Below are 19,884 nucleotides of genomic sequence, written 5' to 3'. Positions count from 1 at the left end.
GCCGACGAGGGGCCACGTGACGGGCTGCGAACAGCTCGGCCCAGGCCGCGAACGTAGTCTCACGGCAGCGAGGCGCGAATTTTCCGCACCAAACGTGATGCGAGCTTCGTTGGGGCCAGTCTACGTATGGCATCCACAGGCATGCGAAAGGAATATCATCGTGACCGTCCCAGATGCTCACAAGAACTTCGCCACAATGAGTTCATTCAACGCGCAAGATGTCCGCGTCTACACCGACATCATGGTGTCGATGCCCGACGGCGTGTCGCTGGCGGCCGATGTCTATCTCCCGCCGCTCGCAATGTCACCGGACGAACTCGATTCCTGGCCCACGCTGGTGCATCGGACACCTTACAGCAAATCGGTGACCGAGGCCGAATTCGGGTGGGCGCGACAACTTGCTTTCAATGGCTATGCCGTCGTCATTCAAGACTGTCGAGGTTGCTTTGCTTCAGAAGGTGAGCTCGAATTCTTGTTTCCCGAAGCCGAAGATGGACGCCACACTATTGGGTGGGTTCGCGAACAGGTTTGGTGCAATGGGAAAGTCGCAATGTTCGGAACATCCTGGTGCGGTTGGGCCCAAACGGCTGTAGCGGCAGCGGGGGTCGAGGGCATCACTACCTTGGTCCCTTGTCAGAGCGGATTCGATGGTCGCACCTCATCCGTCCGGCAAGGGGGAGCGACAGAATTGCGCTGGATCGCCTGGGCGTTCTGGCACTCGGCGTCTAATACGCAGATCCACCGTAATAATCCGCACATCGCTGCTGCGTTGAATTTCGGTGCAAACAGGTTCTCCGACTACTTGCGGCGCGGGGCCCTGCGAAAGGGTGTCAGTGATCTCGCTTTGGTTCCCCATTACGAGAAATGGGCTTTTAAGATTCTCGGCGACGACTACACCGACGAACAGTGGAGGAGTCCAAGCGTCAGCGCTGCCGCGAATATCGAGCATTACATCGATGTCCCCACGTTGCTTGTCGGAAGTTGGTACGACTCCTACGCCCGTGCGTCGCTGGAACTGTTCTCGGCCCTGGCCGCTACGAAGCGCGGGCCAATCAAGATTATTATGGGACCGTGGACCCACTCTGGCGTTAACAAGGCTTTCTCCGGCGACACCTGGTTCGGCGGGCATGCCGCCATCGACTTTCTGTCACTTCACCTGCCTTGGTACGACCGATGGCTGCGGGGTACCGACAACGGCGTCGATCAACAGCCTCCGGTCACGCTCTTTGTGATGGGAGGCGGGTCGGGCAAGCGTGGGCCCGGCGGCCGGATCGACCATGGCGGTAGGTGGCGCTATGAGAACGAGTGGCCTTTGGCCCGTACCGAGCTTCGTGACTTCTATCTGCACGCTGACGGTGCGCTCACCACGACGACGCCGGCAGAGTTCGAACCGCCGACCTCATTCGAATTCGACCCACGCCGTCCCGTCCCCACAATCGGCGGCAGCAACTCTTCGTTCGCGGACCTCGCCGAACTGCCGAACGACGTCACCGATCCACGATCGCTATCGATCCTCGATCGCCGAGACGAAGTCATCAAGGGCGGGGGCTATGACCAGCGCGAAGCGCCGGGCATCTTCGGATGCGAGGCCCCTTACCTGCCGCTGTCGGCGCGACCTGACGTCCTCGTCTTCCGGACCGAACCCCTTGAAGAAGACGTCGAAGTAACGGGACCGATCACGGTCTCGCTGTGGGTGAGCTCGTCGGCGAAGGATACAGATTTCACCGCCAAACTGGTTGACCTCTACCCGTCCAGCGAAACCTACCCACGCGGATACGCACTCAACATCAGCGACTCCATCATCCGCCTTCGCTACCGCAATGGCCCCGATGCCGCTGAGTCGTACGACCCGGACAGTATCGTGCCTGTTGATATCGAGCTATACCCGACCAGCAACCTCTTCGTCAAAGGCCACCGCATCCGACTCGATATCTCGAGTTCGAATTTCCCGCGGTTCGACGTGAACTCGAACACCGGTGAGCCGCTTGGCACCGAAAGGCGCCGGCAGGTTGCGATCAATACTGTCTACCACGACGCTCAACGACCGTCCCGGATCAAGCTTCCTCTGATCCCGGCGACTGCAGTCACCGACCCGGCCCGCATGGAGGACCACGGTCATGTTCGGCCACCACGTCCTTGGTCTGATCTCGATCGCAGTTGAGCCACATCACCTCGATCAGGGCGCCATCGTCACGGCATAGGGCCAACGGCCGCCGCCCAGAAGGACGGTGGGCGGCGTCGTGTAACGCGATGCCGCAGACCGCTCGCACGTCCAGTCTGCGCACGACTTAATAAGGTACCGCGAGTCAACCCAACCTGAACTCAGCGGTCCGAGGGTCTTCTGATCTGCTGACGGCGACGGATCGGTGCAGGCGGTCACGATCGCGCGTGCGTGCCCGTCACAGTCGCCAATTACGGTCCGTCAGCCATGCGGGCCGCCCTGTAGCAGTCGTGGTCGCCGTTTCTCCCAAGTCGGTCTCGCTACCAAGCGATGCGGGTGTTTGGGCTTGACGTGGTCGCTGCGGTGCATGATTATACGACGACCGCGTCCAACTACGGTGTCGGACAATCAGTGTCGGGAGGTAAACGGTGCCAGGCCTGAGACTGCGAGACGTTCGGGGTCCTCACTCCGATCCACCAGGTAAGACGCCTCGCATATGGCCGGGGCCGTGGGCTCGCGGGAGAGAGATCTTCACGACCAGGGACGACCGCAAGCTACGGCGGCGCGTCCGCAGTAGATCTCGCCTCATGTTCGCTGTAGTGGCGCACCGGATGCATACCAATCACCCTGTCCCACACCGAGAGAGACGAATATCGATGATGTGCCAAAATCGCAAGGGCGCCGGCGTTCTCGGCGTGCTCGCTGTCTGTGCGATAGCTGGGATGACTTCTGTGGCCTGTACTGGGTCTTCGGGATCATCTGCAGCCCATGATTCGTCGACCTTTACGATGGGGATTCCGGCTGCGCCAATTTCCCTTGACATAGCAAAGGATTATGACGACAGCGTCACCACATATGTGTCCCTGGTGACCCAGAAGCTGGAAACGCACTCGGCGACGGGGGAGCTGGCACCTCAACTGGCTACTGCCGTCCAGCAGCCTGACGACACCACCCTCGTCTACACGATCCGCAGCGGCGTCAAATTCTCCGACGGAACGTCGCTCACCGCGGATGATGTGGCGTGGAGCATCGAACACGACGCGACCGGGGCCTCGCAGCTCGCCGCCGACCTCATCGCGTTCGGCAGCGTAAGCGTCAGTGGCCCCATGCAGGTAACGGTCAAAATGTCCCACCCAGACGGGCAGATGCGCAGCTTGCTCGCAACTACCATTTTCGTGCAGGAGGCGAATTTCGCCAAGTCGCACCCGAATGACCTCGGTGCACCGGGCGCCGAACCCATTGGTACTGGCCCGTATATGTTCGTCGGAGACACCCCGCAGGCCGTGACTTTGGCAGCGAACCCCAACTACTGGGGGGCAAAGCCGAAGGTGAGCAAGATCGTCATGGTCCCCGTGAGTGACGACAATACCGCACAGCTGGCAATGCGGTCCGGCTCGATGCAGGCAAACCTTGTCTCAAACCTCAAAACTGCCGGGCAGTACCAACAAATTCCCGGCGTGAAACTGTCCCCCCTCAAATCGAACATCTCGGTGAACTATATATCGCTCGATACCCAAGCGGCGCCGCTCAACGACCTACACGTGCGGCAGGCAATCGCCTACTCGCTCGACAAGGAAGGAATAACAACGGCGGCGTATGGCACCTATGCGGAACTGCTACGCGGATTGAGCACGGCAGACCAGCTCGCGGACGTCATTCCGTCCAAAGCCGAGGAAGACGCGTTTCTCAACGGACTTCCGCAATACTCGTTTGACCTCACCAAGGCTAAGCAGGCATTAGCTCAGTCCGCATATCCCAACGGCTTCCAGCTTGCCGTCAGCTATGACTCGTCGGCGCCCTTTGCCCAGCTCACCGTTCTGAACTTGCAGCAGAACATGGCCAAGATCGGCGTGACGATCACCCCCACTCCGGTGACCCAGAAACAGTGGATCGCAGCCGTCTACGCGCACAAGGACCTTGGACTGCAACTTCTCCCCTTCACGAGTGCGGGTCCCGACGCGGGCACCATGCTCGTCGAGACGACGGCGGCGGGCAACGCCCGTCCCGGAGCCTTCAACACGGCGAACTGGACCACCGCGGACGTTGAGGCGGCAGGTAAGCAGCTGGAGGCATCATCTGACAAGGTAGTTCGCTGGCAGGCCGTCAAGACCATTCTCACCGCGATTGCCAACGATTTGCCGTACATACCGCTGCAGGCTCCAGGCCACGTTCTCGCTGTCGGCGGCGGATTTTCCCTGACCCAGAACATCAGTGTCCTCGACCTCAAGAACAACGGCACTTGGCCCGAATATCTCCAGGCCAACTAGAGACCGAATGAACCTGTAATGATATCAACCACTTCCCGGCCGCCGCGGACTACGCCGCGAGCCTCCCCGATGAAGCTAGCCTGCTGCGTGACGACAGTGCCTCCGGTCGCAGTGGTGCTTCAACTCGACGACCACCTAGTGGCAGGTGAAATCCCATGTCGTTCATGACATTTGCGTCCCGACGCTTGGCCTGGGGCATCGGGATCATGGTGTTGGTGAGTTTTCTCGTGTTCAGCCTGCTGGCCGCCAGTCCCGGATCGATAGTTTCCACACTGCTGGGCTCCCGGCCGGCCACGCCACAGGCGATCGCACAGGTCACCGCGCAGTATCATCTCGACAGTCCCTTTTTAGTCCAATACTGGGACTGGGCGAAAAGTGCACTCAGCGGCGATTTCGGTCGCTCGATCCAATCAGGTCAGGCCGTCACGAGTGATATCGCCTCTCATCTGACGATCACACTCGAGCTGGCCGTGTATGCCCTGCTGCTCATCCTCGCCATAGGAACCACCGCCGGCATCGTCGCCGGGATACGTCAAGGGTCGCTGTTCGACAGGGCGACATCGGGCCTGTCCGTACTCGGTATGAGCGCACCGGGCTTCGTGGTCTCGATCCTTCTCATCTATCTGCTCGGCGTACAAGTCGCGATCTTTCCCGTGTACGGCGGGGGAAACGGTGACTTCACCGATCGCGTCGAGCATCTGACCCTGCCGGCCATCGCCCTGGCCGTCGGGATCATCGCGGTCATCATGCGCCAAACACGTGCGGCCGTGGGCGGCGTCGTGGACCAGGACTATGTAACCTTCGCCCGCGCCCGCGGCCTTACCCTCCGGAGGATAACGCTGCACTACGTACTGCGGAACGCGGCCGCGCCCGTCGTGAACACAGGCGGGCTTCTCGCGATCCACCTGATATCCGGGGCCGTGTTGGTGGAAACGGTGTTCGCCCTCGGAGGTGTCGGGCAGTTGATGGTCCAATCCGTCGAATCAAAAGATATCCCTGTCGTTCAGGGTCTGGCCTTTTTCATCGCGCTCGTTGTGGTCTGCGTCAACCTCCTGGTCGATGCCGTGACGCTCATTCTCGATCCACGAACGCGCGACGGGGCACGGAGGTGAACACATGACAACCGACGTCGTCCTCCCCGGACGCACTATGTCGCCACGCAGCCACGACAAGCTTCGCCTCATAATTCCGTCACTGTGCAGCGCGGTCCTCGTAGCCGTGCTGGTTACGATGGTGACGGGAACGTTGCTGGCGCCGCAAAACCCGTACGCGCAAGATCCTCTGTTGAGCGTGACGCTGCCTAGTCAAGCGCATCTTCTCGGCACCGATCAGCTTGGCCGCGACGTGCTGTCCCAGCTCATCGCCGGCACCCGGCCGGCGATACTCGGTCCGCTTGTCGTCGCTGTCGGCTGCGTGCTGATCGGATGTAGTGCCGGCATGATCGCCGCGTACCGCGGCGGCGTCATCGACGCGGTAGTGACCCGGTGTGCCGATCTCATCCTGTCTCTGCCGGCCCTGCTCATCGCCGTCGTCGTCGTCGGGGTTGTCGGCGGCGGATATTGGTTCACCGTCGCCGTCCTGTTACTACTGTCGCTTCCCTACGAGATCCGGCTAGCCCGTAGCGCCGCACTTGTCGTTGTGAGCCTGCCCTACATCGAGGCCGCCCGAACGCTCGGCCATGGATCAACACGAATCCTTCTCAAGCACGTCCTGCCGAATATCATGCCGACGGTTGTCGCGACCTTCCTTCTCGATTTCGTCGTGGCGCTCATCGGCTTCGTCTCGCTGAGCTATCTCCACCTGGGGGTACCGCCAAGCCAGCCGAGCTGGGGCGGCATGCTCGCCGACGGGCAGCAGCTCATCAGCCAGAACCCCTGGTTGTCGATCGCACCAGCTGTACTACTCATCCTCACTGCTGCGAGTGCCACGCTCCTCGGGGACGCGGTGTACGAGCGCATCTCACGGCGAGGGACACAACAATGACGAGGGTCAGCAACGCCGCGACCACGCCCACCAATACCACGGTTCATACCGCTCAACCGGACGATGGCCGTCTCAGCGTCCAGCACTTGACCATCACAGGCGGACCACAACGCCACCGGCGGCTTCTGGTCCAGGACGTATCCTTTCAGGTCGAATCCGGCCAGACACTCGGCATTGTCGGCGAATCGGGCAGCGGCAAATCGCTCACCGCGCGCGCCCTCGTCGGCCTGCTACCGAAGGGGCTGCACGCATCCGGGTCCGTCAGCTATGGCGGTCTCGAAATCATTGGCAGGGGAGAGCGAGATCTGCGCTCGATCCGCGGCGCACGAGTCAGCCTGCTCCTGCAAGATCCATTCACAATCCTGAATCCACTGCTCACGGTCGGCACGGCACTTCTCGAGTCCATGCGGGTCGACGGGTACCGAACCCAGAGCGATGCTCGCGCCGACATCGGCCGCCGGCTCGCCGAAGTCGGCCTCGCAGCCGATGTGGCTGAACGGTACCCGTTTCAACTGTCCGGCGGGATGCGACAGAGGGTCGCCCTCGCCTGTGCCCTGGCGCGTGATCCGAGCCTGTTGATCGCCGACGAGCCGACCACCGCACTCGACGTGACAACGCAGGCAGAGGTCCTGCGGCTGCTCGCCGGCATCCAGCGAGATCGCGGTATGTCCCTGATCTTCATCACCCATGATCTGAGAGTCGCGTTCGAGGTTTGCGATCGAATCCAGGTGATGTACGCGGGTTCCGTGGTGGAACAGGCACCCGCACGGCAGCTCGCCGCCCAGCCAGCCCACCCTTATAGCCTGGGTCTGCTCCTGACCGAACCTCCGGTCGACCGCTACGTCGAGAAGCTCGCCGCGATCCCCGGTGCCGTGCCGCGCGCGGACGACGTCGGTGACAAATGCGGATTTGCCGATCGCTGCGAATGGAAACAGTCGCCATGCGTGTCGAGCAGACCGCCATTGGCCGCAATCAATGCGTCACACACGTCAGCCTGCGTTCGGATCGATCACATCCGCGGCGAACTGACCGGGCGACTCTCGGCGCGACACACCACCGCCACCTCACCCCGGCCAATCATGGAAGGATCCGCCCCTGTAGCGGTGATCACCGATGTGCACAAGAGCTTTCGCTCAAGCCGGTTCTTTGGCCGCAACCGCGAAGCGGTCGCGCTCGATGGGGTCAACTTCGCTGTCGGAGAGGGGGAGTCGGTAGGACTCGTCGGCGAGACCGGGTCGGGAAAGACGACGATCGCGCGACTCATCACCGGCCTGACGCGGCCCGATTCCGGGACGGTCGAGATCGAAGGTGCCGACCAGACTGACGGCTCCCGGCGCCGCGCGCGGCATCTGCATCGCCTCGTGCAAATGGTCTTCCAGGATCCCTACGCGTCGCTCAACCCCGCCTTGAGCGTCGGCTCGACGTTGCGCGAAGCGCTCGCCGTCCGGGGAAAAGTCGACGACGCGACCGAGCAGGTCACAGCCCTGCTGGCCGAGGTAGGGCTACCCGCCAGCTATGCCGACATCCGCCCGGTCGCTCTCTCCGGCGGTGAGAGACAACGCATCGCTATCGCCCGCGCGATAGCGGTTCAGCCGAAGCTACTGATATGTGACGAGCCAGTCGCCGCCCTGGACGTGTCGGCCCAAGCACACGTCCTCGAGTTGCTCCGGACGATTCGACGCCATTCCAACATCAGCATGCTCTTCATTACTCACGACCTTGCAGTCGTCCGGCAAATGACAGAGCGAGTCGTCGTCCTCTATCGCGGCCAGATTGTCGAGGTCGGCCTGACCGCGGAGGTCCTGGACAATCCCCAGCATGAGTACACCCGAGGTCTCGTCGCTGCGATCCCGGGGAGTGAGGCGTGGAGCATCCGCTCATCGGGAGCCTCGGTCACGTCATAGCCGGAGCAACGCAATGGAAACAAGAGGACCAGCATCCATGTACAAGCATCCCAGCAAACGTGTAATAGTCACCCACCAAGGTCGACAACTTGAGGTCGTCACGACTGGCCCACACGAGGGCCCAGCCCTCGTCTTCCACATGGGCACAACCCACGGCGTCATACCGTTCCCCAGCGAAATCGACCCCGGGCAAAATGGCATGCGCTCCATCATGTACTGCCGTCCTGGCTACGGCGCTTCGACACCCAAGCCGGGGCGCACACCCGCAGAGGCTGCCGACGATGTTGCCGCCATCCTCGACCATCTCGGCATCGACACCTTTGTGACCGCCGGATGGTCAGGCGGTGCACCGCATGCACTCGCGTGCGCCGCCTTGTTACCAGACCGATGCCGAGCCACAGCCGTGATCGGCGGCATCGCGCCGTATGACCAACATCAGTCCTTCCGCGACACGTTCGCGCTCATCGACGAGGTGCGACCAGCAATGGAAGGCGACTGGGAAAGCTACGACCGCGCACTGGCGGACGCGGCTGCCTCAGTGATCGGCATCGACGTCCAACGCGCCGTTGCCTCGCTCCCGTCGCAAACAGACCAAGAGAGCGCTTACGGCGATCTCGCAGACTGGCTCGTCGATTCTCTTGCGTCGGGCTACCTCCCCACCCCGGCGGGTGTACGCGACGACTACCTTGCGTTCATCAACCCGTGGGGCTTCGACGTATCCGACAGCCGAAATGTCGCTGTCTGGCACGGCTCCGACGACCACATTTCCCTCATCCATCCACAGTGGATCTTCGATCACGCGCCTGAGGCCCAGTTGCACATCCTTCCCGGCGAAGGCCACTTCTCAATGCTGCGGCACCTTCCAGAGATCGTGGCCGATCTCGTCACCCGAGCCGCCGACTACAGGCGTTAGCCTCCCAGGACCCGTTGACACTGGCCGCGCAGCGGTTCCTTCGCTGAGACGACGTCATCAAACTCGACAGCGTCGTGCGGAGGGGGCTGCTGTCGCCTTCCCGGCGTAGCGCTACTCGATTCAGGTCGCGTGTAACACGGGTTGACATCGCAGGCCTTCGGACAAATATATAGGACATTGGTGTCGGATAATAAGATTCTTCACTTTGTGAACCGACTGTTATCGCCGACCCCATATCGGAGATCGCCGTCGACGAGATGAGGATGCGGTGTCGAGACTGGACGAGATCGACGCCTGGCTGGTCGAGCGGTTGCCGCAACTGCTCGTCGAGCATCGGGTGCCAGGCGCCGCTGTCGCGGTGAGTAGCGGCGGTGAGGTGATCGACGCGGCAGCCGGTGTGCTTAGTACGGCGACCGGGGTCGAGGCAAATACGGATTCGCTGTTTCATATAGGGTCGATTACCAAGGTTTGGACCACGACTCTGGCGATGCAGCTGGTCGATGAGGGCACGCTCGACCTCGACGCAGCGGTGCTGACGTACCTGCCCGAGTTCCGGACAAGTGACTCGGCAGCGGGAGCCAGGATCACGGTACGGCAGCTGATGTGCCACGTTTCCGGCTTCGAGGGCGACCTTTTCTCCGATACCGGGACCGGCGACGACTGCGTGGAGAAACACGTCGCCCGGTTGACCGAGGTGCCGCAGTTGTTTGAGCCGGGCGAGATGTTCTCCTACAACAACGCCGCGTTCAATGTGCTCGGCCGGGTCGTCGAGGTGCTGCGAAATAGGCCGTACGACGAGTGTCTGCGCGAGTACTTGTTCACGCCGTTGCATTTGACGCACGTCGCCGCTGGACCGTATGAGGCGATCCTGCACCGAGCTGCCGTCGGGCATATCCAGCGGGACGGTGATGAGCCGCAGCCGACCCCGGTGTGGGCGTTGGAGCGGTCCGCGGCACCGGCCGGTGCGATGCTGGCAATGCGTCCGCGGGACCTGCTGGCGTTCGTGCGTATGCATACAAACGGTGGCGCCGGGCCGGAAGGGCAGGTGTTGAGCGCGGCGAGTGTCAAAGCCATGCAGCAGCGGCAGGTCGAACTGCCCGACACCGGCAGATTGGGCGACGCCTGGGGACTTGGCTGGGCGATCTTCGACCTTCCGGGTGGCCAAGTGATCGGTCATGACGGCTCACCGATCGGCCAGGCCGCGTTCCTGCGCGTCGTGCCCGGGCGCGATGTCGCCGTGACGCTCCTGACCAACGGTGGCAATCCGCTCCCGCTCTACGCCGATATTTTCGGGCGCGTGCTGCGAGAACTGGCCGATGTCGAGCTACCAGCCTCCCCGGCGCCCGAGGGTGCTGCCCCGCCGCAGGACGCCTCTCGCTATCTCGGTACGTACTCCTCATCAGTCTGGGAGATAACGGTGACCCGAGACGACGACGGGCGAGTGTGGATGCGGCGCGTGCCCAAGGGGCTTGCGATCGAGATCGGCAAGCGGATCGAGCGAGTCGAGTTGCTCGCCTGGCGCGGCGACACGCTCGTCCCGGCTACGCCCGACGAGCGCGGGTTGCACATCCCGCACGGCTTCATCGGCGACGACGGCGCTGGGCGCGCTCGATATCTCCACATCGGACGGATCTTGCGAAGGGCCGACGCGTGAGCCAAATCAAGAGCGCTGTTGACCCCTGCTCGATCCGGACATACGACTGAGCCACTCGGTGGTAGGCACGGTCGAGCGCGACGTTGAGAACGAAGCACCATTTATTGATCGATCATCTTCCGGCCAGGTCGACCGTCCCGGGGTCCGAGCCCACGCAGACCCCGGGACGGTTCGCCGGCAACTGGGAACCGGCTCCGATTGAGCGTCACACACGACACCGTTCCCGATCGCTTCGATGCCGTTCCACACCACTCGCCACGGCTACGACACTCTTGCCGTACAGCACGGCCGGGCTCGCCACCGCTGCCACCGGACAATTGTGGAGTCAGCCGAGTGGACGTTTCTGTACACGACCAGTGCTTGCCCGAGCTTCTGAACGCAGACTGCCTGCTAGACGGGCTAGAACGCCGCTTCTTGGCACGGTTCGCCAGCTCGAAAGCCGGAACTCGGCGTGCCGCGCACTCTGCGCTCAGCCGGCGGAATACACCTCGAAGTCATCTGCAAACCGCCCAGCGCGTGACCGGTTGTCGAGGAAGAAGCGCGTCGGACGCAGACTCGCAAGGTCGGCAACCGGTACCCGGTCCAGGAGCTCACTGGCTGCGGCGTCTGCCCACACCGGCGCCCAGCCGATGCCGCCGTGTGAGACGGCGAAATACAAGCCGCGAAGCCACGGTACCTCGCCGATTACTGGGCCACCGCGCGGGATTGCCCGCACGCCAACCCGGACCTGAGCCGGGGCAGTGCCTGCCAGAACCGGGATCATCTGAGCAACCTCGTCAATGATCGCCTGTGCGGAGAACGCATTTCCTCCGTACCCGGCGCTCATCGGCACGCCACGCCGGTGCAGCGCCAAGCCACCAGACGGATCGCGACGCGCGAGCCAAGAGAGCGAGTTGACCACGGGATCCGGCATGCCGTGGTCGAGTGGCTGCGTGTACACCATCAAACCTGGAACGAGGTCGAGCGGCACAGCCAGGCCCGCGAGTGCGGCCAAATGCGTCGACCAGCTACCCGCGGCGTTCACTACGGCATCAGCGTCCAGCCTTGTACCGTCATCGAGTCCGACGCCGCGGATCGCGTCCGATGTCGTGTGCATCTCGACGACGGCCCGACCGGTAATCACGTGTCCGCCGAGCCGTTTCACGTTGCTGATCAATAGCGCGATCAGCGCGGGAGCATCGATCCAGCCGGCGCCGGGTTCCCAAATCACCTCGTCATCATCATCGGTGTGAAGTTCGGGTACCCGCTCACGAACCGTGCGTCCGTCGAGCAATTCGAGGTCCACGCCGAGCTGGCGACATGTGGCGTATGAGGCGTGCCATTGATCGCGCTCGTCTGGTGGCACCCAGTTGAGGCCGCCTGACCAGTGCAGCCAGTCGCCGCCCAGGTCCTCGTGCAGTTGTCGGAACCTCGGTTGTACGGCGCGGCGCAGGCGCGCCCGGCCCTCGTCTTCCGGCCAGCTCCAGTGCGGGAACGAAGACATCCATGAAAACGACGCGGAACTGGTGCCCGATCCCGCGTTTGCGGCGTCGACGAGAACGACATCCGCGCCACGTGAAGCCAACCGATAGGCAATGTGTGCGCCAATTGACCCAGCGCCTACCACGACTATTTTCATGCGAGTTTCTCAGTCCTTCCATCTCCAGCTGCGGTGAGGCTGGTCTTGCAAGGGCCGCCGGTGTGTTGTTCCGGCTTTCTTCCGTGGTCCAAAGTATGTCTCCTTGTCAATCGGCTGGCGTGCCACAGTGGGCTAGGTTCGCGGCGGCGTTATGAGCTAAGGATCGAATAAGGCTGAGCGTGTGCCGACGTAGCAAGGGGAGGTGGGCACGTGAATAGCTACGATGAATCTCGTTGGTGATAGTGGTCTTCCAGTGCCGTAATGAGTTTCGCCGAGTCCCCTGACATAGCCGCGTCGAGCAGCAGGAGGTGGCGAGCGGCGTGGTCCTCCCCAGTGGTCGCTTGGCGTCGTGCCAGAGGGACCACCATGAGAGCTAGGAGAGGTTCTTGGCTCTTCCAGGCGTCGAAAAGTTTGGTCCGAGGTTGTTGAACCATCAGAGTGCTATGAAACGCGCGATCCAGGTCCATCAGCTCGTCGAGATCCTCGGGCACGCGTAGGTCATGCATACGCTCCGCAGTCTCACGCAACTCGTGAGCAACCGAATCCGGCAGAGGAAGCCTCGCATGCGAGGCCGCACGCCCCTCCAACGCCGCAAACACCTCACCTATCTCGAACACGTCTCGGTCACTGAAGTACCGGATCCGGTGGCCGGCGCCGGCGACGAATTCAACCAATCCCGTTGACGCGAGCCGTGCGAGCGCCTCGCGGATGGTGCCTCGGCTGACCGAAAAGTCCTCTGCGAGCCGCTTCTCCACCAGGTGAAGGCCAGGATCCAGGGTTCCCCGGGTTATCTCTCGCCGTAGGTGGCGCACTACCTGGTCCACCAACGTGTCTCGCCGGCCAGGTCGCGGCGCGAGCGTCCGGGCCAGTAGGGGCTCGGGATCCCGGACCCCTCGGCTAGTCACGGCTCTTCTCTCCTTCCTGCCTGTGCGTAGCGCTACTCGACAAGCGCCTTGACACTACACGATCTACCAACAACTATATAAGACGAACATGTCAAACAGCAATGTCCGACAGTCAACGAGCTAGATCAAACACACTCGCTCCGTGGAGGCACGCCCTTGAACGGCACCCGGCCCGGCTGCACAACGTCAAACCGCCGGCGCGGCACCCGTGCCCGGGCTTCGCCGCGGTCGATCGGATCTGTCTACTGTGGACCATTCCTGGAAATGAGAACGCAGACTTAATTGCGGAGGCTGGGGAACTTGGGCTGACGTCGCCGTCGGCGTCGCAGCCACCCGCTTACCGGCATTTTGCCCGGTTGGGTCGCGACGCAGCGTCTCAGGTGAGTTATGGACACCCCACATCGTCAGTGTAATGACTGCATTCAATTTATAGAGGATTTGTCGAGTGATAGGGGTAAAATGCAAGTCCGCGAGACCGATGTCGTCATCATCGGGGCCGGGTCGGTGGGCAGCATGGCCGCGTGGCAGCTGGCCAGCCGAGGGGTTGGTGTCGTCGCCCTCGACCGGTTCTCGATCCCTGGGCCGCTGTCTGCCTATGCGGGCGAATCGCGCCTGTTCCGCAAGGTCTACAAGGAAGGCGGGCACTACACGCCGCTGCTGCAGCGCTCCCAAGAACTCTGGCGCGAACTCGAAGCCGAGGGCGGAGCGGAGCTGCTCGCGATGACCGGCGGTGTGACCATCGCCGGAGAAGATCATCCCGATCTCGAGGCTCTGGTGGACGCCAGTGAGTCCTACGACCTCAAACACGACATCCTCGACGGGGACGCAGCGCGAACTCGCTTTCCAGGCCACAACATCCTGGACACCGACACCGTGTTCTTCGATCCCGAGGCCGGCTACCTGCGCTCGGAAAGGGCGGTCGTCACGGCGCTGAAACTCGCGGCCGCAAAGGGAGCCACCTTCCTCGGGAACCGCAAGGCTCTGGCCGTTGAGCCACAGCGAGATCGGTGGATCGTCCGGACCGACCGGGAGGCCGTGGTCGCGCAGAAGGTGATCGTGTCGGCCGGAACCGGCGCCTCGGCAGTAACGCGGGCGCTGGGCACGCATCTCGCGCTCCGGCCGCAGATACTGACCTGGTTTCCCATGGCGCGTCAAAACGCATACAGTGCGCCGGATTCTCCGATCTTCATACGCCGGTCGAAGGACGCGGAGTTCTACGGATTTCCGAGCGCGGACGGCTGGACCGTCAAGGTCGCGGCGAGCGTGTACCTCGACGAGGTCGAGAGCATGGAACGGCCTCCGTCGTGGGACCCCGCACACCTCGAGACCATCCGCCGTTGGGTCGGGACGTACCTGCCGGACCTGATTCCCGATCCCGTCCGCACCCAGCTGTGCGCGGACGGCTACATGGTCGACTCGACCGGCTTGCTGGGCGAGATTCCCGGCATGCCGGGAACGGTGGCTGCCGTGGGCTTCTCCGGCCACGGATTCAAGATGGCATCCGCTTTCGGAGCTGTCGCCGCGGACCTGGCGATCTCAGGTGCGACCTCGACCGACGTCGCGTTCATGAGCCCGGCGCGTTTCCTCGACGAGAGTCAGACGCTCAACACACTCCCGCTGGCCTGATGGAAACGAGGCGCGCAACCATGCAAAGCACGTTCTTCCTCGGAACTCTCGAAGCAGGTGCGGGAAAGACGACCGTCGGATACTGCGAGGTCGACCTCGGAGCCGAGGCGATCTCCCTCCCCGTGGCCGTGATCCACGGCGCCGAACCCGGCCCGCTTCTCGCGGTGACCGCCGGAATTCACGGTGGGGAATATGTGTCCATCCTCGCCGCCCGGCGATTTCTGCAAGCTCTTGATCCGGCCACAGTCCGCGGCACGGTCGTCATCTCGCTCCAGTCCAGCCCTCTGGCCTTCCGCGACCGGGTCGCCTTTGTGAATCCGATCGACGAGGAGAACCTCAACCGCTGCTTTCCCGGGGACGCCGCTGGCACCCCGACCCAGCGTCTCGCCAACTGGCTGTGGGAGAACATTATCGCCCGTGCGGACTTCTACGTGGATTGCCACTGTGGCGACCTGCCTGAGAGTCTCGAAGCCTTCACGGGGCTCGTGCTCAGCGGCGATTCCAGCGTTGACGAGAAGTCGCTGGAGATGGCGAACTGCTGGGATGTCGAACGCAGCATTGTCACGGGAACCTCCGGGTCCACGATCTGGGCGGCCGCACAGGCCGGAATCCCAGCCGTCCTCGTCGAACTCGGTGAGCGAGGACAGTGGACCGAGGGGGAGGTCGAGCGTCAACTCTCCGGTCTCATGGCGGTTGCGGGCCGCGTCGGCATCATCGACTCGCATCGACCCGGCTCCCCGACGACTCATCCGCTGTTCGAGGTGGCAGCGGGTCTTTCGGCGGAGATCGACGGTCTGTGGTTCCCGAAGGTCAAGCCGGGAGAGGTCGTGACTCCTGGGGCGGCCCTCGGCACGATCGAAGACGCGTTCGGGACGACGGTCAGCGTCATCACGTCGCCGACGGATGGGGTGTATGTCTACGGTTTGACGAGCCTGGCTGTGCACGCCGGTGACTTCCTCGCGTGCATCGTCCGACCAGCAGGGGTAGTCCAGTGAGCGCCGACAGCCTCCTAGCCGAGATTCGACTCGACCTACCGGGCGGCGGGTTCTGGAACGGCCAATGGCAGACAGACGGCCACTGGACCGACGTCGTCAATCAGGAGGACGGAACTGTCGTGGGCCGCGTAGTCGCGGCCACCGCGGCCGAAGTCGACTCAGCGGTCCGCGCCGTGGCGGCCGAAGTGCGGTGTCGCGCATGGCCACTGTGGCAGCGACGAGAGGCTCTCCGAGTCGCGAGCGCGACGCTGGCTGAGCGCAGCGAGGTCTTCGCACGTCTCCTTTGCGCGGAATCGAGCAAGCCGATTCGTGACGCGCGAGCGGAGGTGGAACGGGCGGTCGAGACGTTGCGCCTCTCCTCCGAGCAGGCCTCACGCCTGGCGGGAGAGACGCTCCCGTTCGACGACACGCCGCGCGGTGCCGGACGGCGCGGCTGGTACACCCGCGAGCCCATCGGCGTGGTCGGCGCGATCACGTCCTTCAACGATCCGCTGAACCTCGTGGCGCACAAGCTGGGGCCGGCCTTGATCGCCGGTAACGGGGTGGTGCTGAAGCCGTCGGACCACACTCCGTTGACGGCCCTATTGCTGACAGAGCTCCTGCTTCAGTCGGGCGTTCCCGGCTCGTTGCTGGCAGTTGTCGCCGGCACGGGGCGAGAGGCCGGCCAGGCCCTGGTGGCGCACCCCGGGACCGACATGATCTCGTTCACCGGCGGCTACGACACCGGCGCCGCCATCGCCGCACTTGCCGGACCGAAGAAGTTGCTGATGGAACTGGGCGGCAACGGGCCGGTCATCGTCCTCGCCGACGCCGACCTTCAAGACGCCGCCGACGCGATCGTCGACGGTGCGTTCAACAACGCCGGACAGAATTGTTTGTCAGTTCAGCGGATCTTCGTCGAGCGTTCGCGCTACGAGGACTTAAGTTCGATGATCCGGGCGCGCACCGAATCACTTGTCGTCGGATCGAAGAGTTCCGAATGCACCGACGTCGGCCCGCTCATCGATGAGAAGGCAGCCATCCGGGTAGCCGAATGGGTGGAGGAGGCTGTCCGCGACGGGGCGCGAATCCTCACCGGTGGACATCGCACCGGCGTCCTCTACGAACCCACCCTCTTGGCCGATGCGCCAAGCCAATCGAAAGTCCTGCAGCAAGAGGTCTTCGGGCCGGTCGCCACAGTGCTGCCGTTCGATGGCGTGGACGAAGCGATCAAGCGCGCAAACGACTCGCCCTACGCACTTCACGCCGGGGTGTTCACCGCAGATCTCGACTTGGCCCTGCAAGTGGCTGATTCGCTTGATTTCGGTGCGGTCATGATCAACGACACCGGCGATTTCCGAATCGACGCCATGCCGTTCGGGGGAAGGGGAAAGCGCTCAGGCCTCGGACGGGAAGGCGTCCGCTACGCCGTCGAAAGCATGACGGAGCCAAAGATCATCGCCATCAGACGAGGTGCGCCGGCGCACCCGGCTCTCGTAGCCGTGCCGATCGACCAGACTAATGCGTCCGAAAACCTATGAAGAGAAGGGTGACTAACCAGCAGGGACGATGCGGGTCATTTGAGCGTGGGCGGAGTGATGGCGGAGTAGAGGCTGGCGTCGGTGTCGCCGAGCGTGCGCCAGCCGTGCCGGAGCGAGGCGTCGAACGTCACCGTGTCCCCAACTTCGAGGATCACAGATTGGTCCCCGATTTGTCCTTCGAGACGGCCCTCTACCAGGACAATGACCTCCTCACCCACGTGCTGGAACGGTTCGTTGAAGTTGTCGAAGCCGACTCGGAAGACACTGTGCATGAGCAGCAGGGCACCATCGAGGTCGGGGCTGAGGATGTCGTATACCGGACCAACGCCGGGGAGCGTGAGGCGTCGGCGTCGGTCTGCGCGCACCACGTCGACGCGGCCCGACCTGGCGGTCGGCGCCCATTGCGTCTGGGGTGCATCTCCTCGTGCGTGATGCAGGTCGCCGTTCTGTATGGGCGACGGACCGCTGGCGAATGCCGTCAGCGGCACATCGAGAACGTTGGCCAGCTTGCGCAGTGTCTGAACAGTCGGGTTGCCCATCCCGCGCTCGTATTGACTGACCGTCCCGGCTCCGACACCCGCGGCCTTCGCGAGAGCCTCGATCGACAGGCCTCGCGCCCGGCGAGTCAATCGGAGCTGCTCGCCCATCGCGCGGATGCTGTCGTCGCCATGCTCGCCGTCGAAGCCGTTCTTCATCCGACCATGCTATCGACCGCCCGAGTCTTCAGTAAAATGATGCACTTCTCCAGCGCTTCGCAGAAGGTGCGTAACGCTGGGTGTATGAATATGGCACGCCGTGAACGGCGTTGTCGCCGTGCCTGCAGCAGGCATCGACAGCGGACGTCTTCAGTGTTACGGTAGTCATTCTTCAATTTAGTGAAGAAAGCCGCAGTGTCGCGACACCATCCTCGGAGGTCCCATATGGCGCGATTGCCGAATCCCGAGTCGACCCAGCGAGTAGCATCGCCACGGAGGCTCCTGATCGCTGTCGGCATCGGGAACGCACTGGAATGGTTCGACTTCGCGATCTACGGGCTGTTCGCACCACAAATCGCCGCGAACTTCTTCCCCAGCGAGGCGCCGCTCACCGGCCTGCTGGCTACCTTCGCCGTCCTGGCCGTCGCGTTCCTCGCCCGACCCTTCGGCGGCGTCCTCTTCGGAGCCATCGGGGACCGAAAAGGTCGGCGGTATGCCCTATCGCTCGCGGTCGTTCTGATGGGTGCCGGGACCGCCGCGATCGGTGTCCTCCCCACGCACGCGCAGGTCGGGGTGCTCGCCCCGGTGCTGCTGATCTGTTGCCGCATTGTGCAGGGTGTATCCGCCGGCGGTGAGTACAACAGCGCTACAGCGTTCGTCACCGAGCACGCACCGTCGGACCGACGGGGTAAGCACGCGAGCATCATCAGCGCGACAGTCGCGCTCAGCACCGTTCTCGGCACGGCGATGTCCTTGTTCGTTCTCGGCTGGCTGAGTGCGAGCCAGATCCAGCACTTCGGCTGGCGAGTGCCGTTCATCGTGGTCGGGCTGCTCTCCGTGCTGGGCCTTTACCTGCGCCTGCGGATGGAGGAGACGCCGGTCTACCGCGAGTTCCAAGCCAAGCAGGAACTGGAGGGTGAGCAGGAACAGCAAGTGGTCAAGAGCATTCCGGTGCGCCAGTCGCTGCGAACTCACACCCGCGCGCTGGTGACCATCTTCTGCGCGGCCGGCGTGGCCGGGCTGGTGACCTACATCTTCCTCGGTTACATGGTTTCGCATCTGCAGGTGAACCTGCATTACAGTCCCCGGCAGGCCCTGGCCGCTCTGATGATCGCCGCGACCGTTCAGCTGATAGTCACCGTCGCATTCGGGCGTGTCATCGACGCTGTCAACCGTAGGCGTTGGTTCCTCGTCGCCGCCGGTATCACGGTGCTTGCCCCGCTGCCCTTGTTCACACTGCTGCCGAGCGGATACGCGGCGGTTGTGTGCGTCATGTGTGTTCTCGGGACGCTGGTGGCCTCGGTGTCGGTTTGTTACAACTTGCTGACGGTGGAGATGCTTCCCACCAGTATCCGGGTGACCGGTGGCGCAGTCGCGTACAACGTCGCGTACGTCGTCTTCGGTGGCACCACACCGTTCGTCGCCACCTGGGTGACGAAAGCCTTCGGTAGTCCGCTGGCGCCGGCGGTCTACATGGTCGGAGTCACGGCTGTCCTCGCTATCGTCTTGGTGTGCACGCTCCCTGACACCAGCAATGTCGGCGCGCTCGACGAGGTGGACAAGCTGGATGTCGCCGAAGGAGCCGTGCAATGAGTTTCCTAAGTCAACCCCTGGTGCTTGTTGATCTTGGTGGTGGTGTGGTG

At 63.1% G+C, this 19,884-nt stretch carries 14 protein-coding genes; 11 read left to right on the top strand and 3 right to left on the bottom strand.

Annotation, left to right across the window (positions count from 1 at the left end; translation table 11 throughout):
- The first annotated feature begins 160 nt into the window (after positions 1 to 160).
- From ACFSXZ_RS27440 to ACFSXZ_RS27410, 7 genes are all read left to right on the top strand, one after another.
- On the top strand, positions 161 to 2,161 hold the full coding sequence (locus ACFSXZ_RS27440) for a CocE/NonD family hydrolase (RefSeq protein ID WP_378268100.1): 2,001 nt from the start codon (positions 161 to 163) through the stop codon (positions 2,159 to 2,161).
- Positions 2,162 to 3,027: 866 nt separating this feature from the next.
- Positions 3,028 to 4,428: an ABC transporter substrate-binding protein gene (locus ACFSXZ_RS27435; RefSeq protein WP_378268099.1), complete on the top strand. Its 1,401-nt coding sequence runs from the start codon at positions 3,028 to 3,030 to the stop codon at positions 4,426 to 4,428.
- Between the two features lie 155 nt (positions 4,429 to 4,583).
- Entirely contained in the window at positions 4,584 to 5,540 is a 957-nt protein-coding gene (locus ACFSXZ_RS27430; protein WP_378268098.1) for an ABC transporter permease, read from the top strand.
- Between the two features lie 4 nt (positions 5,541 to 5,544).
- Positions 5,545 to 6,411: an ABC transporter permease gene (locus ACFSXZ_RS27425; RefSeq protein ID WP_378268097.1), complete on the top strand. Its 867-nt coding sequence runs from the start codon at positions 5,545 to 5,547 to the stop codon at positions 6,409 to 6,411.
- Positions 6,408 to 8,315 (top strand): dipeptide ABC transporter ATP-binding protein, encoded by a 1,908-nt coding sequence (locus ACFSXZ_RS27420; RefSeq protein WP_378268096.1) that lies wholly within the window; start codon positions 6,408 to 6,410, stop codon positions 8,313 to 8,315. The genes ACFSXZ_RS27425 and ACFSXZ_RS27420 overlap by 4 nt, the downstream gene beginning before the upstream one ends.
- Positions 8,230 to 9,228, top strand: a complete 999-nt coding sequence (locus ACFSXZ_RS27415) for an alpha/beta fold hydrolase (protein ID WP_378268095.1) — start codon at positions 8,230 to 8,232, stop codon at positions 9,226 to 9,228. The genes ACFSXZ_RS27420 and ACFSXZ_RS27415 overlap by 86 nt, the downstream gene beginning before the upstream one ends.
- A 268-nt stretch (positions 9,229 to 9,496) precedes the next feature.
- Positions 9,497 to 10,882, top strand: coding sequence for a serine hydrolase domain-containing protein (locus ACFSXZ_RS27410; protein WP_378268094.1), 1,386 nt, complete (start codon positions 9,497 to 9,499; stop codon positions 10,880 to 10,882).
- 469 nt (positions 10,883 to 11,351) lie between these two features.
- Here ACFSXZ_RS27410 and ACFSXZ_RS27405 read toward each other — a convergent pair whose 3' ends face one another.
- Complete coding sequence (locus ACFSXZ_RS27405) at positions 11,352 to 12,500, bottom strand: NAD(P)/FAD-dependent oxidoreductase (RefSeq protein WP_378268093.1); 1,149 nt, start codon at positions 12,498 to 12,500, stop codon at positions 11,352 to 11,354.
- Positions 12,501 to 12,718: 218 nt separating this feature from the next.
- Positions 12,719 to 13,312, bottom strand: coding sequence for a GntR family transcriptional regulator (locus ACFSXZ_RS27400; protein ID WP_378268127.1), 594 nt, complete (start codon positions 13,310 to 13,312; stop codon positions 12,719 to 12,721).
- Between the two features lie 480 nt (positions 13,313 to 13,792).
- Here ACFSXZ_RS27400 and solA point away from each other — a divergent pair, with 480 nt between their 5' ends.
- From solA to ACFSXZ_RS27385, 3 genes are read left to right on the top strand one after another with little or no spacing between them, the layout of a single operon-like run.
- Positions 13,793 to 15,031: an N-methyl-L-tryptophan oxidase gene (gene solA, locus ACFSXZ_RS27395; RefSeq protein WP_378268092.1), complete on the top strand. Its 1,239-nt coding sequence runs from the start codon at positions 13,793 to 13,795 to the stop codon at positions 15,029 to 15,031.
- A gap of 20 nt (positions 15,032 to 15,051) precedes the next feature.
- Positions 15,052 to 16,026: a succinylglutamate desuccinylase/aspartoacylase family protein gene (locus ACFSXZ_RS27390; RefSeq protein ID WP_378268091.1), complete on the top strand. Its 975-nt coding sequence runs from the start codon at positions 15,052 to 15,054 to the stop codon at positions 16,024 to 16,026.
- Positions 16,023 to 17,546, top strand: a complete 1,524-nt coding sequence (locus tag ACFSXZ_RS27385) for an aldehyde dehydrogenase family protein (RefSeq protein ID WP_378268090.1) — start codon at positions 16,023 to 16,025, stop codon at positions 17,544 to 17,546. Before ACFSXZ_RS27390 ends, ACFSXZ_RS27385 begins: the two co-directional genes overlap by 4 nt.
- Positions 17,547 to 17,581: 35 nt before the next feature.
- Here the strand turns inward: ACFSXZ_RS27385 and ACFSXZ_RS27380 are convergent, their stop codons facing one another.
- Positions 17,582 to 18,241: a helix-turn-helix domain-containing protein gene (locus ACFSXZ_RS27380; RefSeq protein ID WP_378268089.1), complete on the bottom strand. Its 660-nt coding sequence runs from the start codon at positions 18,239 to 18,241 to the stop codon at positions 17,582 to 17,584.
- Between the two features lie 225 nt (positions 18,242 to 18,466).
- Here ACFSXZ_RS27380 and ACFSXZ_RS27375 point away from each other — a divergent pair, with 225 nt between their 5' ends.
- On the top strand, positions 18,467 to 19,834 hold the full coding sequence (locus ACFSXZ_RS27375) for an MFS transporter (RefSeq protein ID WP_378268088.1): 1,368 nt from the start codon (positions 18,467 to 18,469) through the stop codon (positions 19,832 to 19,834).
- Positions 19,835 to 19,884: the final 50 nt, after the last annotated feature.

The organism is Amycolatopsis pigmentata (assembly GCF_042684065.1).
In the GTDB taxonomy this organism is placed as follows: Bacteria; Actinomycetota; Actinomycetes; order Mycobacteriales; family Pseudonocardiaceae; genus Amycolatopsis_E; species Amycolatopsis_E pigmentata.
This window is presented reverse-complemented; position numbering and strand designations above follow the sequence as displayed.

Excerpts from the sequence above, each read along its gene's own strand:
- solA (WP_378268092.1), top strand. The coding sequence starts at position 13,793 with ATGGACACCCCACATCGTCAGTGTAATGACTGCATTCAATTTATAGAG.
- ACFSXZ_RS27405 (WP_378268093.1), bottom strand. The coding sequence starts at position 12,500 with ATGAAAATAGTCGTGGTAGGCGCTGGGTCAATTGGCGCACACATTGCC.
- ACFSXZ_RS27375 (WP_378268088.1), top strand. The coding sequence starts at position 18,467 with ATGGCGCGATTGCCGAATCCCGAGTCGACCCAGCGAGTAGCATCGCCA.
- ACFSXZ_RS27380 (WP_378268089.1), bottom strand. The coding sequence starts at position 18,241 with ATGAAGAACGGCTTCGACGGCGAGCATGGCGACGACAGCATCCGCGCG.
- ACFSXZ_RS27420 (WP_378268096.1), top strand. The coding sequence starts at position 6,408 with ATGACGAGGGTCAGCAACGCCGCGACCACGCCCACCAATACCACGGTT.
- ACFSXZ_RS27430 (WP_378268098.1), top strand. The coding sequence starts at position 4,584 with ATGTCGTTCATGACATTTGCGTCCCGACGCTTGGCCTGGGGCATCGGG.
- ACFSXZ_RS27425 (WP_378268097.1), top strand. The coding sequence starts at position 5,545 with ATGACAACCGACGTCGTCCTCCCCGGACGCACTATGTCGCCACGCAGC.
- ACFSXZ_RS27415 (WP_378268095.1), top strand. The coding sequence starts at position 8,230 with ATGAGTACACCCGAGGTCTCGTCGCTGCGATCCCGGGGAGTGAGGCGT.
- ACFSXZ_RS27390 (WP_378268091.1), top strand. The coding sequence starts at position 15,052 with ATGCAAAGCACGTTCTTCCTCGGAACTCTCGAAGCAGGTGCGGGAAAG.